General features: G+C 67.7%; 10 protein-coding genes. 6 read left to right on the top strand and 4 right to left on the bottom strand.

Annotated elements, in window-relative coordinates; all coding sequences use genetic code 11:
- The first annotated feature begins 561 nt into the window (after positions 1 to 561).
- The 6 genes from CLT74_RS10770 (at position 562) to CLT74_RS10745 (ending at position 11,284) form a co-directional block, all read left to right on the top strand.
- Positions 562 to 2,103: a DUF2397 family protein gene (locus CLT74_RS10770; RefSeq protein WP_099846414.1), complete on the top strand. Its 1,542-nt coding sequence runs from the start codon at positions 562 to 564 to the stop codon at positions 2,101 to 2,103.
- Positions 2,100 to 3,404, top strand: coding sequence for a DUF2398 family protein (locus CLT74_RS10765; protein WP_099846413.1), 1,305 nt, complete (start codon positions 2,100 to 2,102; stop codon positions 3,402 to 3,404). Before CLT74_RS10770 ends, CLT74_RS10765 begins: the two co-directional genes overlap by 4 nt.
- Entirely contained in the window at positions 3,401 to 4,900 is a 1,500-nt protein-coding gene (locus CLT74_RS10760) for a hypothetical protein (protein WP_143697138.1), read from the top strand. Before CLT74_RS10765 ends, CLT74_RS10760 begins: the two co-directional genes overlap by 4 nt.
- Positions 4,882 to 8,370 carry an SbcC/MukB-like Walker B domain-containing protein gene (locus CLT74_RS10755; RefSeq protein WP_143697137.1) on the top strand — a complete coding sequence of 1,163 codons (3,489 nt, stop codon included), beginning with the start codon at positions 4,882 to 4,884 and terminating at the stop codon, positions 8,368 to 8,370. Before CLT74_RS10760 ends, CLT74_RS10755 begins: the two co-directional genes overlap by 19 nt.
- Positions 8,371 to 8,375: 5 nt before the next feature.
- Positions 8,376 to 9,554 (top strand): TIGR02679 domain-containing protein, encoded by a 1,179-nt coding sequence (locus CLT74_RS10750; protein ID WP_486582235.1) that lies wholly within the window; start codon positions 8,376 to 8,378, stop codon positions 9,552 to 9,554.
- Between the two features lie 269 nt (positions 9,555 to 9,823).
- Positions 9,824 to 11,284: a hypothetical protein gene (locus CLT74_RS10745; RefSeq protein ID WP_143697136.1), complete on the top strand. Its 1,461-nt coding sequence runs from the start codon at positions 9,824 to 9,826 to the stop codon at positions 11,282 to 11,284.
- Between the two features lie 234 nt (positions 11,285 to 11,518).
- Here the strand turns inward: CLT74_RS10745 and CLT74_RS10740 are convergent, their stop codons facing one another.
- The 4 genes from CLT74_RS10740 to CLT74_RS31280 all read right to left on the bottom strand — a co-directional run bounded on the left by CLT74_RS10740 (position 11,519) and on the right by CLT74_RS31280 (position 15,601).
- Positions 11,519 to 11,956 (bottom strand): hypothetical protein, encoded by a 438-nt coding sequence (locus tag CLT74_RS10740; RefSeq protein ID WP_099846409.1) that lies wholly within the window; start codon positions 11,954 to 11,956, stop codon positions 11,519 to 11,521.
- A 1-nt stretch (position 11,957) separates the two neighbouring features.
- The gene (locus CLT74_RS10735) at positions 11,958 to 14,357 is read right to left on the bottom strand and encodes a hypothetical protein (protein ID WP_143697135.1); all 2,400 of its coding nucleotides are present in this window, start codon (positions 14,355 to 14,357) and stop codon (positions 11,958 to 11,960) included.
- 267 nt (positions 14,358 to 14,624) lie between these two features.
- Positions 14,625 to 14,948: a transposase gene (locus CLT74_RS31285; protein WP_486582234.1), complete on the bottom strand. Its 324-nt coding sequence runs from the start codon at positions 14,946 to 14,948 to the stop codon at positions 14,625 to 14,627.
- Positions 14,949 to 14,995: 47 nt separating this feature from the next.
- Positions 14,996 to 15,601, bottom strand: a complete 606-nt coding sequence (locus CLT74_RS31280) for a helix-turn-helix domain-containing protein (RefSeq protein WP_486582233.1) — start codon at positions 15,599 to 15,601, stop codon at positions 14,996 to 14,998.
- Between the last annotated feature and the right edge of the window lie 24 nt (positions 15,602 to 15,625).

The following is a 15,625-nucleotide window of genomic DNA, read 5'->3' as shown; positions in this document are numbered from 1 at the left end:
CTGCTTGTGACGGTCCTACTTGTCGATCCGTCAAGGATGAGCACTCCCCCCGGCGTGCACGAGTGGCGGGGGGAGGAGGTGGTGGGCGATGGCCCCGCGGGCCGCCGCCGTATGAGCGGCAGGCGAGGTGTCATGGCCAGCAGGGACGAAGGACCGGAGTTCGACGCGCTTCTACTGTTCGGAGGGCAACCCGGTCCGGGCAAGGGTGTGGCGGCCTCTTCGCGCCCGGACCCTGGGTCAGCGCTAGGCGCTGGGCCGTCAGCTAGCCGACATCACCAACCCTTCGGCAGGTGTCGGCACTAACGTCCGTAGCAGGTCCGCAGGTGTCGTCTTTCCGACAACGACTCTGATGCGGATCGCGGTACCGGACCCTCTGCGAGGCTGACCTCCTCTGTACTGGGCCTCTATGCATCTTGCGCCGCAGGGGGACGTGTCCGATCCGCTCTCTGGCTTCGGCTGACGACCCGGGTTCCTACCAATCGGTGATTGTGGGTGATCGGAAAGTGTCCCAGGGCGCTGTGATGATGACGCGGTAGGTTGCGCCCGACGGAGAGGGGATCCATGGCGAACCCGCCGCGATTGTGGTGGCAGGACATCGATCCCATGGTGTGGCGGTGCTTCGGCCAACCGGATGATCTTGCACGGGAACGCAATACCGCAGTCCTCGCCGCCTTGGAGGAACTTGCCACACGTGCGCCGATGTCATCGCTGAACGACATCGAAGTGCAGATGCGCGAAGTGGGCTTCCTCGACGTGATCACCGACCGGGACCTCCGCGACGTCCTCGACTACCTGACCAGCGCGCATCTGGTGGACCCGTTCCGTGACTATGCCGCACTGAATTCCGGCTTGGACGCGGTGATGCGCCGCCAGGAGGCCTGGGCGTTAACCAAGGTCGGCCGAGCCGTGGTCGGTGCCGTGCGCTCCGCTGTCGTGGATTCCCGGCGAGCTTTACAGTTGCCGACCCGGCTCCTCGACGGCGTGGACCGTACGCTGCGGACACTGCTGGAACACGCGGTACAGGACCCGGGGCTGCTCTCCACCGATCTTGACGACGTGCGTACCCGCTTAGAGGAGATGCAGCGCGTCACGGCTGACTTCTACGCAGCCTTGGCGCAGATGGTGCAGTCCGACGTGACCGACGACCTGATCTTCGGCGAGAACCGCGACCGGGTCGTCGAGGCGTTACGTCAATTCCCGCGCGAGTCCGAACGCGCGCTGCGCCGAGTGGAGTCGACTCTGGCCGAGCTCGACGCCGCAGGGCCGAGGCTTCTGGTGGAGACGGCGGCGATGCATGCCGGTCTGATCGACCCTGGCGAACAGCAGCATTGGATCGACGAGCGGGTACGCCGCCTGATGGACCTGCAGGCGTGGTTCGGCCAGGACGGGTCGGTACAACGACTGATCTCGTCCGCCGCAGGAGCAGTCCACACGCTGCTGGTCGCGATCGACCGCCGGTACACCGCCTTGCGCCGGGGCTCTGACCTGGCCGCTGACTTCCGGGAACTGGCCTACAGCCTGCACACCCAGCCCGACGACGCCCGGGCCCGGCGGGTCTATGCGGCAGCGTTCGGCAGGTGGCCTTCAGTGCATGCCGCGGTCGCCACCGCCGAGGAGGACGTCACCTTCGCCACTGCCGCCGACGCGGGCATAAGCCGCCATCAGGTCGAGGTGGTGCTCCGCGAACACGAGCGCAGCGGTCCGGCCGGTGGCCGGCCCCGCAAAGTCCCCGACGCCGGCGAAGCACGGACCGCGGCGCTGCAGCGCGCGGCCGCCGAAACCGCCGCCCGACGCCGGTTCACCGCACTGCTGCTGACCGACGGCGAGGTTCGTATGACCCACTTCTCCGGTCTGGAGACTCCGGCGTTGGCCATTCTCCTGGGCGCCGTCGAAACCGCCCTACACACCACCGACCCTGCCACCGGCTACGGCGAGGCCCAAGCCGAAGGCGCCAGCGTGGTAGTGCGCGTTCGGGTCACCCGCCCCGGCGCGACCGTGGCGGTTCGGTTCGCCGAGGGCGTGCTGTGGGCACCCGACCTGCTGGTGAGCGTCATCCCCGCCGACACCGGTGTCGTAGCGGCGCGGGTGCAGGGGGCGGCATGACCCAGCGGCCCCTCGACCCGGACCTCAGCGAAGCCGCCCGCCATCTGACGGTGACCTGTCGCATCACCGCCGCTGATGATCCGGTGCGCTACCGGCACGTGCTGCGTGGCCGCCGCGAACTCACCGAGTTCTTCCGCGCCGAGCTCGGTTGGAGCCTGCACATCCACGATGTGTCCGGAGTGGTCCGGCTGCACAAACGCCGTGACGACGTACCCGCCGACCGTGGGCCGCATCTGCCGCGCCGGACCGGCCGCGGCGACCTCGCCCCGGCCCACGCCCTCGTGCTGGTGGCCCTGGTCTGCGAGCAGTTGTGGCGCCGCCCCCGCATCAGCCTGCGCGAGTTACTGCAGTCGGTCGCTCAGGTGTGCGCCGCCGAAGCGGCGACCGGACGGCTACCCGCATTCCGGATCGTCGCCGCTGACGGGGTCAGCAAGAAGGAGGCACAGACCGCCCGCGAGAACATCGTCGACGCCATCCGGCTGCTGCAGGCCGAAGGCGAGATCACCGTCGACGCCGACCTGGAACGAGCCGTAACCGATGAGGACGCCGAGGTCTTCATCACCGCCGACCGGGACAGCCTCGCCAACAAATTCGCGTCCCTGTCGCCAACCCTGCTGGCGCTCAACGACCGGCCACCCGACCAGCACGTCGAAGCGCTGACCGCAGTGTCGCTGCCCGACGCGGACCCGGTCGCCGCCGCGCAACGACGCACCGGGGTGGAGGGCCGCCGGTTGACGGCGCTACGGCGCGTCGCCGACGATCCGGCCGCGGACCCCGGCGATGATCCCAACGATGTGGGTTACCTCGCCACCCTGACCGGCCGGGAACGCGCCCTCACCGTCGCGTCAGCGTTGGGCCTGGTCAGCACCGTGCGCCGCGACTGGTGGGAGATCACCGACCCGGCGGCATCAGCGACCACCGGTGCTTTCCCGCAGGGCCGACGGATCGAACGGCAGGCGGCGCTGGCACTGCTGGCCATCCTGCCGGAGCACACCGACCAGTACGTGAGCGTCACCGACATCACCACGATGGTGGAGCGGATCCGAGCCCAGACGCCGCGGTGGGCAGCCGGCTACGCCGAACGCACCACGGCCCTTGCCCACGCCGCGGCAACCGAGCTGGTCGCCGCCGGGCTGCTGCACGCCACCAGCGACGACGACCGGTGGCAGATCACGCCCGGCGTGCACCTGTGGCGAGTCCGCGTTCGGCACCGCGAGCAACCACGCACCCGCACCCCGGTCGTACCGGAACCGGACAACCTGTTCAGCATGACCACCACGGCAGGGGAGCAGCAGCAGTGAGTGTGATCCCGCACCAGGTCTGGCGCCTGCCCGAGCCGGCCGTCGAGGACGTGGCCGGTCTCGGTGTCCCGTGGGTGCTCGGCCGGTGGCAGCCCACCCGGGCCGGTGCGGTCAACTCCTGGGCCTGGACCGACGAGGTGTTCCTGTTCGCCGACGGCTGGCTGGCCCTGGCCGGCCCGAACGGATCCGGCAAATCCCTGACCGCCTCGATGCTGGTCACCATGCTGTTGGACGCCGACACCTCACAGAAAGCCCTGTCAGTCTCGGGGGAGGCCGCCGGCACCCTCATCGACCGGCACACCGACCGCACCACCACCGAGGACCGCACCGGAGCCTGGTGGCTGGAATACGGACTGCGCACCGCCGACTCAGAGGAAGTCCGTTACCTGACCACCGGGCTGTGGCTGCGGTCGCAGGGCGGCAGCCTGCAACGAGCGTTCTTCCTCACGCCCGGCCGCATCGGCATCGACGTGCACCTTCAACGTGACCGCGATCCGGTCGCCGTGGAGGACCTCGCCGCGCAACTGGCCGCCCTCGACGGCCGGCTGTTCACCTCTCACGAGCGGCTCACCAGCAAGGCAAAACCACATCTGCACGTCGCGGACGAAGACCAGTACCGCGACGCCGTGCGCACCACGTTGTTCGCCCCGCTGGACGCGGTGCAGTTCGATGCGCTGCTCGGCGTTCTGCGCAGTCTGCGCAGCGTGCGCACCGCGGAGGCCATCTCCCCGAACGCCATGCGGACGGTCCTGACCGAGGCCCTGCCCGCCCTAGATCCGCGGGCGTTGCAGTTCATCGCCGACACTATGGAACGCATCGCCGACCTGGAACGCCAGCTGCAACAAGCCCGGTCCGAGACCCGCCAGCTGGAGCAGGCCGAGCAGCAGTACGGACGCTACCTCGACATGGTCACCGCAGTGGAGGCCGCGCAGCTTTCCCACGCCCAGACCGTCTTCGACGATCACGCCCGTCAGGTGCGCGCCGCCGAGGACAAGCTGAACGAGGCGACACGAGCCGCGCAGGCCGTGGCCGCGCAACGCGCCGAGCTGAGGACCACGATCACCGGACTGAAAGGCAAGCTCCAAGCGACCGACGCGGCCCTACGCGACCACGCCGGCGCGGAACTGCCCCAGCTCGAGGAACGCCTGGCCGAGCTGCACAAGCTGCACGACGCGGCGCGGCAGCGACGAGACGACCTGGACGGCGACGCGCAGCTGACCGCCGGCGCAGCCCAGGAAGCGCTGGAGCAGGCCGGAAGCGGGCAGCGGCACCTGAGCGAACTCGTGGCCCACCTACTGGCCGGCGCCGCCGAAGTGGGTGCACAGGCATTCGTCGACCGTATCGCCGACACCAGTGACCAGCTCACCAGCAGTAAACCCGGGTCACCGGTGACGCTGACGGTCTGGCCCAGCTGGCCGGCACGCCCCGCAGCTGGGTGCAGGCACGTCTGGAGGTCCTGCAGCGCATCGACACGGCCATGCGTGAACTCGACATAGCCCGCGAGGGCCAGCGCGGCGCCGCCGCCCAGGTACGTGCCGCCGAAACCGACCGCGACCGGTACGACCAGACTGCCGAGCAGGCCGTCACCGCGCGACACGCCAGAGAAGCTGAACTCGGTGCCGCGGTGCGGCAGTGGGACAGCCACCGCGTCGAGCTACCCGCCGTACCCGCACACCTGCTCGACACCGGCGAGAGGACCGACCCAGTCGCTTTGGTGAGCTGGCTGCACCGAGCCGGCACCAGCACCCGGCAACGGATCGCGCTCGCCGCACGTGAACAAGACGTCCTCAACGCCGGCCGCAACGTCACCGCCGCGGAGACCGCCCTGAGCGTCGTGGTCGGCAAACGCGAAAAGGCGGCAGCAGCGGCGGTCGAGGCCGAACTCGGCCTTGCCCGAGCACAGCAGCAAGCCGCGCTCGATCACGAGGCCGCCGACGAACGCGCCCGGCAGGACCACGCGGCACACGAGGCCGCGGACGAGGCCGCGCAGCAGATCACCACGGATGCCGAACAAGCACTCGCCGCCGGCTGGGCTGCCGCCACCGCCGCCGCACGCACCTGGGCTCAGCATGTCGCCGTATGGCAGAGCTCGCTGGTCCACCTCGACCCGGCCGCTGTCGTCCTGCCCGACGACCTGGACACTGTCGACCTGCACCAGCCGGCACGAGCCGTCCAGCAGGCACACGCCACGCTCACCGCGCGGCTGCAGCGCAGCATCGCCGACGCCGAACACGACCGCGACCAAGCCCAGCACACCGTCGACGACCTCGAGGCTGAGCTGCGCAACGCCCGCCGGCAGTCACCGGTACCCGCGGCACCGCCGTGGCGTGCCGTGCGGGCCCCGAACGCCGGAGTCCCGTTCTGGGCGGCGGTCGCGTTCGCACCCCGCACAGACTCCGGCCATGCCGACCGGCTGGAAGGCGCCCTGCTGGTCTCAGGCCTGCTCGACGCGGTGATCACCCATGACGGGCGGCTCATCGGCGACGGAGACCTCACCCTGTCACCCCACCAGCCGGTTCCTGGGCGCAGCCTCGCCGACCTACTGACCGCCGAAGCGGACAGCGGCATCGACCCGCACCGCATCACCACCCTGCTGCGCAGCATCACCATCGACGACCACGACAGCGACACCACCGCCGGACGTCTGCGTGTCGGCCCGCTGATCGCGACCGCCCCGCGCGACTACCGCGCTGCGTTCATCGGCCGTACCGCCCGGGAACGCGCCCGCCTCGCCCGGGTCATCGACCTCGAACAGCAGCTCGGCGCCGCCGCCGCTACCCTCACCGGCGCGCAGCAGCATCTGCAGTCGCTGCACCAGGCCACACAAGCCGCCCAGGCCGAGGTCGACAGCTTTCCCGCGACCGACGACATCGCTCAGGCTCGCGACACTCTGGTCCAGCTACGCCTCGCGCTCGCCGCCGCCCAGCAGCGCACCACCAAAGCCGTCGCCGATGCCGACGCCGTCCTTGCCCGCGCGTTGGCCGCCGTCGCCGCTACCCGCGCCACCATCGACCGCAGCGTGCTCGACGCCCGCCAACGGCTCGATTCTGCCGGTGACGCCCTGCAGGAGGCGCTTGAGGCCGAGACCGCCGCCACCGAACACTTGGACGCGATGCGCGCTGAACTGGTCACCGCGGTCGACCACCGTGATCAGGCCCACGCCGCCGAATACCGGTGCGCCCACGAAGAAGACGCCTTCCCCGACCTCGTCGACCTACGACACGCCCTGCGGGACGAGGACGCCGCAGAACAGGCCGCCATCGCCGCCCGAGCGCGCGTCACCGACCACGAACGCCTGCAACGCGAATCCGGCGCCCGCGTCGCGCAGGCGCAGCAGGCCGTCAACACCGCGGCCACGCAGCCGGACAGCACCATGCTGCCCACCAGCGTCCAACCGTTGAACCGGCACCGGCAAGCGGTCGAAAGCTTCGATCGTCAGATCAGCACCTGGTCCAACGCCGCCCAACGCACCCTCGACCTTCTCACCACCGCCCACACCAGCGAAAAAACGGCCGGGCGCGCCGCCTCCCAGGCGCAGGCCGCTGCGACCGAGGCGGGCAACCTGCAGCAGAACGCCGTCAGCCTGCAGGCCCGCGTCGAACAAACCCGCGCCCTGTACGGCGCCGAATACACCCACCTACTGCGTACCCGCGAGACTCTCGACGCTGAACACGACGCCCGGCAGGCCGACGACGAAGCGCTCGGCAAGCAGCACGGCAAGCACGAGGTCGCCGAAGCCGAAGCCCGCCTGACCCTGACCAACCTCGCACCGCAACGAGCCGAGACCGAACAGGCCCGGAGCCGATACCACCACCGGATGGGCTTGCTGGCCACCTACGGCTTCGCCGACGTCCCGGACGACATTGCGCACGAGAGCGACGGCACCCCCGCCAACATCACCGCCGCGCTGAGCTGGGCCCGCCGGATCCTGGCACAACGACAGGGAGCCACCCGCCTGGACGCCCTCATCGGCAACCGCGACCGGATGCTGCGTCAGCTCGAGAACACCACCCGCACCGTCAACCAGGCCCTCGCCGCGTTCGACCAGCAACTCGACATCACCACCCTGGAGAACACCGACTGGCGCCGCGTCACCCTCGCTGCCCCCAACGCCGCCGTCGGCGACGACCTACGCCACGCCGCCGCGACCCTGCGCACCACCGTCGCGGGCTTGGAAGCCGACCTGCGCCACGACATCAAAGGCATCCTGAAGACCTCGACGTTCATCCAGCTGCGCCGCGACATTCAGCAACGCCGCGAAGCCGCCCAAGAGCTGGTACGCCAGATCCGCGCCACCCTGCAGAACGTGCGCACCGGGGTCGCTCGCGTCGGCGTACAGGTCGACTGGAAAGTCCGCGAGGACGACAACGCCCGCCAGATGGTCGACCTGCTCACCGCACCGCCTTCCGACGAGGTCTTCGAGACGATGTACGACGTCCTACGCCGCCGGATGGAAGAAGCCGGCGACGAAACCTGGACCGACCGCGTCGCCCACACCTTCGACTACCGCTCCTGGCACGAGTGGCACATCAGCGTCACCCACAGCAGCTTCGGCGCTGACCAGTTCAAACCGGTCAACGCCCGCTCCAACCCGCTCAAGAGCCTGTCCACCGGCGAATCCCGCCTGGCCACCATGCTGCCGCTACTCGCCGCCGCCTGGTCCATGTACTCCGGCACCACCTACCAGGGCCCCCGCCTGCTGACCATCGACGAGATCGACGCCGCCTTCGACGACAAGAACCTGCGCCAGGTCCTGGCCCTGCTACGGACCTGGCAATTCGACGTGCTCGCCACCACCCCGTCGATCGCCCCACTGATCAAACGCGAATCCCGCGACGTCGTCATCCACGAAGTCATCACCACCGCCGGCCGTCACCGCGTCACCATCCCCTGGCTGTGGAACGGTGCTGGCGAAGCCACCCCCATCACCCTGCCGCTACCGACCGTCACCCCCACCGAGAGCTGACCACGGTGCCCACCGACCTGACCTACCTCGCCACCGACACCGACCTGCACCCGCTCTGGCAGGCGATCCACGACCGACTCTGCGCCGGCACCACCCCCGAAACACTCACCACCGTCCGCGTCACCGACATGAACCACGCCGGCCTCGCCCAGCTACGCACCTGGCTCGACACCACCACCCGGCGCCGCCGCAGAACCTCAGCCGTCACCGCCACCGGCACCACCATCACCGTGCCCGTCCGCGACTTGCTCACCGCCCTCGACCTCACGCCCGGCCACCTCGTCACGATCGCGGAGCTCGCCATCGACGCCCCGATCGTCGACCGCAGCGCCACAGCCCGCACCGCCGCCGTCCACCGCGACCAACTCTGGCAACACGCCGCCGACCAGCTACCCGGGCTCCCGCAGCTGGTCACCCGCATGCGCACCGCCGGCCTCGGTGAAGACGACACCGACATCCGCACCACCATCGCCGCCCTGGCCTTAGTCGTGAAACAGCTACCCCTAAAACCATCGAAACCGCTGGCCAAGCTCGCCCACGACACCGTTGGCAACCCGCACTACTTCGACCTCGACCGCCTCGCTGGCCGACGTCTGGTAGCCGCCATCGCCGAACACACCGGCCAGCCCATACCAACCCGACCCGACCTCGTACGGGCGCTGCTGGCCGAATCCGGCATCGTGGCCGACCGGCTGTCGGCCACCGTGCTGCTGTTCAACGTCCATACCACCGGCGACGGACCCATCGACCGGCGGCTCCGCGACAGCCACACCCCCGTCGCCCTCACCCTGCTCGACCTACTGGACCAGCCGCCGACACTCGACGCGCAAGTCCTCACCGTCGTGGAGAACCCGTCCGTCCTGGAAGTCGCCTACCTCACCGGCTCCACACAGCCACTGGCCTGCACCAGCGGACAGCTACGCGCCGTCGACCACACTTTGTTCCGCCTCGCCGTGCACCACGGCCTTCATTTGCGCTACGCCGGCGACATCGATCACGCTGGCCAGCACATCGCCGCCATCGTCGCCGACACCTACGGTGCCGAACTGATCGCCATGGACGCCGCCACCGCCCTGCAAGCCCAGCAGCACCCACCAGCTGTCATGCTCGCCCCTGCCATCCTGGCCGCCCCATTGGCGACTTATCAGGAGCACGACGTCGTGCTACACCGCATCCTTCGCTAACGCGTCAGGTCAACCGTACGACGACAGGCACTCACGACGTCTCCCTCAAGCTGAGAGCTCATGTGCAAAGCCAGCCGGGCGGCGTTGTGTACCCCTTGCTGAACGTGTGAGGGTCCTGCCGGACGAGGGTACGGGGTGGGTTTCCGACAGCGGGCCCTGCAAGGAGAAGCCAAATTCAGTTGCGCCGAGCATCGGTATCCAGACATCCTGGAGAGCTGGTCTTCGAGCCAGCCCGCCACCGAGCGGTACGCCAGCGCGAGGACACAACGATGCACGCCGCAGCGCTCAAACAACCCGCACCCGATCTCCGGACAGCGGTAGCAACTTTGATGGACGTCGCCCTTGCGTCTCTGGCTTCCGCCGAGGGTATGCCCACCTTCACCGATCAACTCGACACCAACGGCTGGAACCGATTCGGTCAGCGCGAGTTCGGCGCGAAGAAGCGTGACACCTGGGCGATGCCGCCGGCAGTGTCGACGCTCGGCTGGCTCGATCGGGTTCCCGCGATGCAGCCGGTCCGTGAGGCGTTCGCCGCTGATCCTGTCCTGGGCAAGCGGGTCGATAAGGTCGTCGGTGTGGAGTTCTCCCTCAAAGCCCGGCAGCTTGAGTGGTTGCTGATCAAGGAACTCCTCGAGCCGATGGTCGTGCGACTGCGCGCCTACCGCTTCGAGCCCACCGCCTTCGCTGAGGCGTACTCGCGTTTGGAAAGCGGACTGCGTGCCGCCCACGTCCGTGTCGTTGAGTTTCTGCCGTTGAACGCACTGCAGGTAACCACCGACGTAAAGCAGTTGTGTCTTGATGGTGACGTGGTCCTGGAACCGATGACAGATAGTCAGGTGAGCTGGGCGATCTCGCGTGGTGCCGTTCCCGCTGAGTTCGGCGGCGGCCCGTTGTTTGTCAGCGTCGATCCTGAACACCAGTGGGCGTTGACCCTGACGAGGCCGTATCCGGTCATGTCGACTGCTGACCTTCCCGAGAATCCGGCCGCGCCTGACTTTCCGTCACTTCTGGAACCCGGCCAGCGGCTCGTGACGGCCTTGCGGATCGTCTGTGGTGGCTCGGCGGTGGTCACCCGCACGATCCTTCAGCAACACGATGACGACTTCCCGATCATCGGCAGTGGATCAGCGGTCTTGTCAGCAGTGGAGGCTGTCGATTACTCCCGACCGACTCTGCTGACCGGCGACCACCTCGAAGACCTCGCTGCGGTCTACGGCTGGCTCGGCACCCCAACCGTCACGGACGACGTGATGTTGCAGCGCGCGCTACGTCGACTGGTCTTTGCCGGCGCTCATCGCTACGCAGAAGACCGGCTCGCCGACCTCATGACCTGCGGTGAAATCATCTTCATCAAGCGGCTGGGACATGATCGCACTCCAACGAAAGGCGATTGGGTCGCGAACGGTGCCGCCGATCTCCTGCGCGATGACACTGTCGTCGCCGTCGACACCGAACGGGTGCGGTCGTTCATCCGTAATGCGTACGGCGTACGAAACCACCGAGTGCACGGTGATGACCCCGCCGCCGGGCCGTTCGTCGCTCTCGACGGATCGCCAACACCCTCATTAGAACGAATGACCGATGACGTTGAGATCGTCATCCGACGTTGCCTTCATCTCATCCTGAGCGGACGAACGCCGAGACCGATGATGAGCCGTGCCACTTTACCGGTTGGCCAGCCCACGGCTGGTCGCATTGCGGGCAGGCGAGGGCGGAGAAGAAGGGGCTGAGTTGATCATCGACCCGCTCCTGCTTCGGCTTTACGCCGGCGACGCCTCCGCCGGCATAGGTCAGCTCGCAATGCTGGGCGCGTCGGTCGGCCACCGAACACATCGCCCAACTGCTCACCGAACCGCCGCAGATCCCGGAGTAGGTTCACGCGGCTCGTACGACAAGGGACTGCACCACGTGGGTGGCCGTGTCCGCCCTTCGTCGGCGCAAGCACGGCCACCTGTCATCGTGGCTCATACTCCTGCGGTCGCGCCCTGCGGCGCTTTGGCTCGCACGGTAGCCGGTGCCTGGTAAAGGTCCTCCTCAAGCGCGTCAACAGCGACGGTCCATGAGGCCACGTCCTCCAGAGGAGGCGCCGGATCCGGATTTCGGCCATGCAGGATTTCGCAGATGGCGACGTATGCCTCGAGCGCACCGGCGATCACCCGCATCCGCCGTGTCTGGCCCTCCGGTGACAAGCCGGGCTCGCCGATGCTGAGATACAACCGTCGCTCAATCATGGAGATGTCAGGCTTCGCGGCTATCACCGTGCTGGGCAGACTGGCTGCCATGCGCTCGATTCGGACGCGAAGCACCAGTGCCGCGAGTGCGGCCTTCTCAGCCTGGCTGCCGGGCCAGCCCTGGTAGGCGGCTTGCAGGTCGGCTATTTGGACGTCCGGATACGTCGCCATCTCAACTACCGATCTCCTGGATGGCTTTGATGATCTTCCGGGTCTGGCGTATCCAGAGCCGCGGATCTCCGTCGGGGGCGCGGCCGTGGGCTGCTCCGTTGAGTGCGTGGACCGTTGGGGTGAAGCCGTTGACGTCGATGGCTCTCATGCCCGCCCGGCGTGCATACCCGTTGAGAAGTGCCAACTGATCGAGAGTCTTCCGCGCTTTCCTGAGATCGGCGACGATTGAGGCCTCCGGCAACCCAATTCGTCGTCCCAGCATCTCGATTTGCGCGACAACCTCGGTGTCGACGGCCTGCCGGCACACGGCGAGGGACATCGCGATGACCGCGTCGGGGGTGCCGATGGGCGCTGCCCGCTCGGCGCCCAGGATTCGCTGGATCTCGTCAAGCCGCTGAATTCCCGGGCTGGCCACATGGCTCACCCGCACCTGCCGTCGACCGTGGCCGTGCCGGTCCATTCGGATGTGTGTTGGCATCGCGCCCAAGCCACGGAGCTCGCGCCAGAGGCGGTCGTCGTGGGTGAACACGATGACCTGGAAGCGCTCAGCGAGGGTCATCAGGTGCCGAGCCAAATACCGCACCCGCCAGGTGTCGAACGCGTGGATCGGGTCGTCGAGGATGAGGAATCCGAACGGGCTCTCTGGCTGGGTAGCGCGGGGCAGATACGTGGCCAATGAGAGTGCGTTGCGCTGACCGGTGCTCAGGACCGCGGAATTGTTTTTTCCGGTTGGCAGTGCCACCTCGCCGTCGGCGAGGTCCAGGGCCACACTCCGTCGCATCTTCGTCCCGCCGGTCAACGCGATGCCGGTCAGCTTCAGGTCTGCGTCTGGATTGAGCACGGACCACAACTCCATCACCTCCTTAGCGATAGGGGTGAAGATGTCTGCGCGTGCGGTCCGTATCCACCGGTCGACCCTACGGTCCAGCCGCTCGGCCACGGCGAGCCTGGTCAGTGCGGGCTGCTCCTGGCTGCGAACATCCATCCACGATCCGATATGTGCGCGGAGCGTGGCCTGCGCGGCGATTACGTCGTCGCGTCGGGCAAGTAGGTCATAACGCATTTTCCGGTACCAGTTGGCTAGGTCGGCGCTCTCATCGAGTGCTTCAGTCAGCGACGCGACGGACGGCACTTTCGTGGCGAAGTCGGTTGCCAGGCGGACGAGCCGGTCCCATTGTCTTATCCGTAGCTCGACGGCCGGATCCGTGAGTTGGGTCAGTGCCTGGCGCAGGGAGTCGGTCAACGGCGCCGGGAAGCATCTGCCCAGATTCCGGAGTGCTGTAGTCGCGGCGGCGGTCGCAGTGCGGAGTTCCCTGGTGGCCGTTCTCAGTCGGTCGGCGTCCTCGGAGGCGCGGCGCACCCACTTGTGCCCAGCCGTCTGGCAGACCGGGCACACATCCCGGTCACGCAGGTCGTTGAGCCGCGCGTCACCGAGGGCGAGCGCCTTCTGGAGCACCGCGAGGAGCGCATTTCCTCCGGCCGCATCCGAATGGAGGGCGTCGTCCATCCGGGTGAGGGTGCCGACGGCCCGGTCACGTAACGCGTCATCTACCGCCCAGACGTCGGGCAGGCCCAAGGGGGCCGGCGCCGATTCCGGCAAAGTCTCGGTCAGCGCCTCGATCCGTGCTCGGACCTCATGGTCCGGGAACGCACCGCAGCCCCGTACGATCCTGGCCAGTTCCTCGTGACCGGCCTTGAGGATGCCGCTTAGCGCGCTTGTGTGGGCGGCCTCCACCGTGCGCCGCGCGGCAGTGCCCTTCTCCCGGTCGGTTTTTAGGAGAGCCTGCAGTTCTTCAAGTGCGGTCAACTCCAGCGCGTCTTTCAGGAACGCGTGCAGATTACTCGGATCCTGAATGACCTGGGACATCTCGGGATACAGCAGCACCGGCATGTAGCGTGCGAATGCTTCGGTCCACTCGCTGGGCGGCGTGCTGAGAGAGCCGTCCGCCTCGCTCCATTGAACGATCTCGTCTGCTCCACAGACAATCTCCATGTCACGGCACCCATTACTGACCGTAACGACGATTTCGCGATGCGGATAGTGAATGTTGCTTGCTAATACTTGATAGGGGCGCTTGATTCCGCCGCTGAGTGTGTGCCGGGCGCCGTCGGCGATGCTCGTCTTTCCGGTACCGTTGCGCGCCGTAACGATTGTGAGACCTGCCGTAGGCTTCAGGTGCAGGTCGACGGCTTCCTCGGCGACTCCGATATGGCCACGTACGTGCACGGTCCGTACGTACCAAGGTCCCTCGGCCGTGGTGATGCTCGTCTCGAAATTCGGGTTCTTGGTCCGAATTAGTTCCAACAGCAGCTCCCGCATATCCGGCTCGAGGTCCGCTGCGGCGGCGGCGATGTCAGCCCACGTGAGTAGGACGCGCTGTGGAGAGTTTTCGGCGACCACGAAGAGGCCCTTTCGGATTACCGGCCGTGGGCAGTCGCCGCGTTTGCCTCATGCCGGACAACAAGAACGAGGGCCCCATGATCGGCCCAGCAGCGAGCCGCACAACATATCGCGCATTCCACCCTCCATGCCAGCTAGACGCGCAGTCGAGTTTCCTGACTTGCTGTACTGGTGTTCGAACTTCCAGGCCAAAGGCGCGATGTGAGGCATAAACACATTCCAGGAGGCGATGCCGAGCGCCTCACCTGCCCCCGACGTACTCTCGTTTCAACCGGTTGCTGCGGCTGCAAGGAGTCCCAGGGCAAGGCGGCCGGTGGCGCGCAGGGGAACGCCAGCGCAGCGTCGTTCCTGTCGGCACCCTCGGTAGGCCTGCAGCCACCAAGTCAGGGCGGGGTGGTTGGCGTGGTTGGAGCCGGCGATGACGAAGATGCGCAGCGACCCGAACTGGGCTTCGATCGGGTTGGCCCAGGAGGCGTAGGTCGGGGTGAAGCACAGTTCGACCTTGTTGCGGGCCGCCCACGTGCGGATCTTGCGGCCCTTGTGGGCGGACAGGTTGTCCAGGATGACGTTAGATCGGTGCCCTGTCCGCACGGGCGGCCCGGATCGACTTCAAGGCGGTGAGGGTGTTCGCGGCGCTCTTACGGCGCCGGACGACGCCCCAGACTTGCTGAGTAGCAGCCGTGGAACTGCCGGACCCCGTGCAGCTTGTGGTAGTTCGCGGGCAGCCGACGCGGATGGCCCGCGGGCGCCCAGCCGGTGCCAGACTGCGGGCGGATCACGAGGGGCCCGAACTCGTCGGACGCGAACACCCGCTGCGGGAAGTGGGCGCTGACGTACTCGACCCGGGCGAGTTGGGCATCGCGGTGCGGGTCGGTGGACTCCTTCCACGTCTTGGTCCGTTGAAAGGTGGTCCGGTGCTGGTGCAGGATCTGGCGCAGCCGTTCCCGACTTACCCGAACCTGGCGGGTGGCATGCACCCGCAGGTGGTCGGTGAGCTTGCGAATGCTCCACCGGGTGAACGGGCGCCCCAGTTTCTCGGGGCGGGTGTTGGCCGTCTCGATGATGAACTGTTCCTCGTCGCTACCGATCTGGCGGGGACGGCCACCCGCCCACGGAGGGTCCAGGCTGGCCATCCCCATCTCGTTGAACCGGTGGATGACCTGCCGGATCGTGTTCTCATCGGCTTGGACCAGGCGGGCGATGGCCAGCACCGTGTTCCCGCCAGCGGACGCGAGCACGACCATGGCCCGACGTAGTCGGATCGGTGA

This window comes from Verrucosispora sp. CNZ293, from assembly GCF_002754655.1.
Note: the sequence above shows the minus strand (reverse complement) of the source record. Positions and strands in the feature narration are given on the sequence as shown.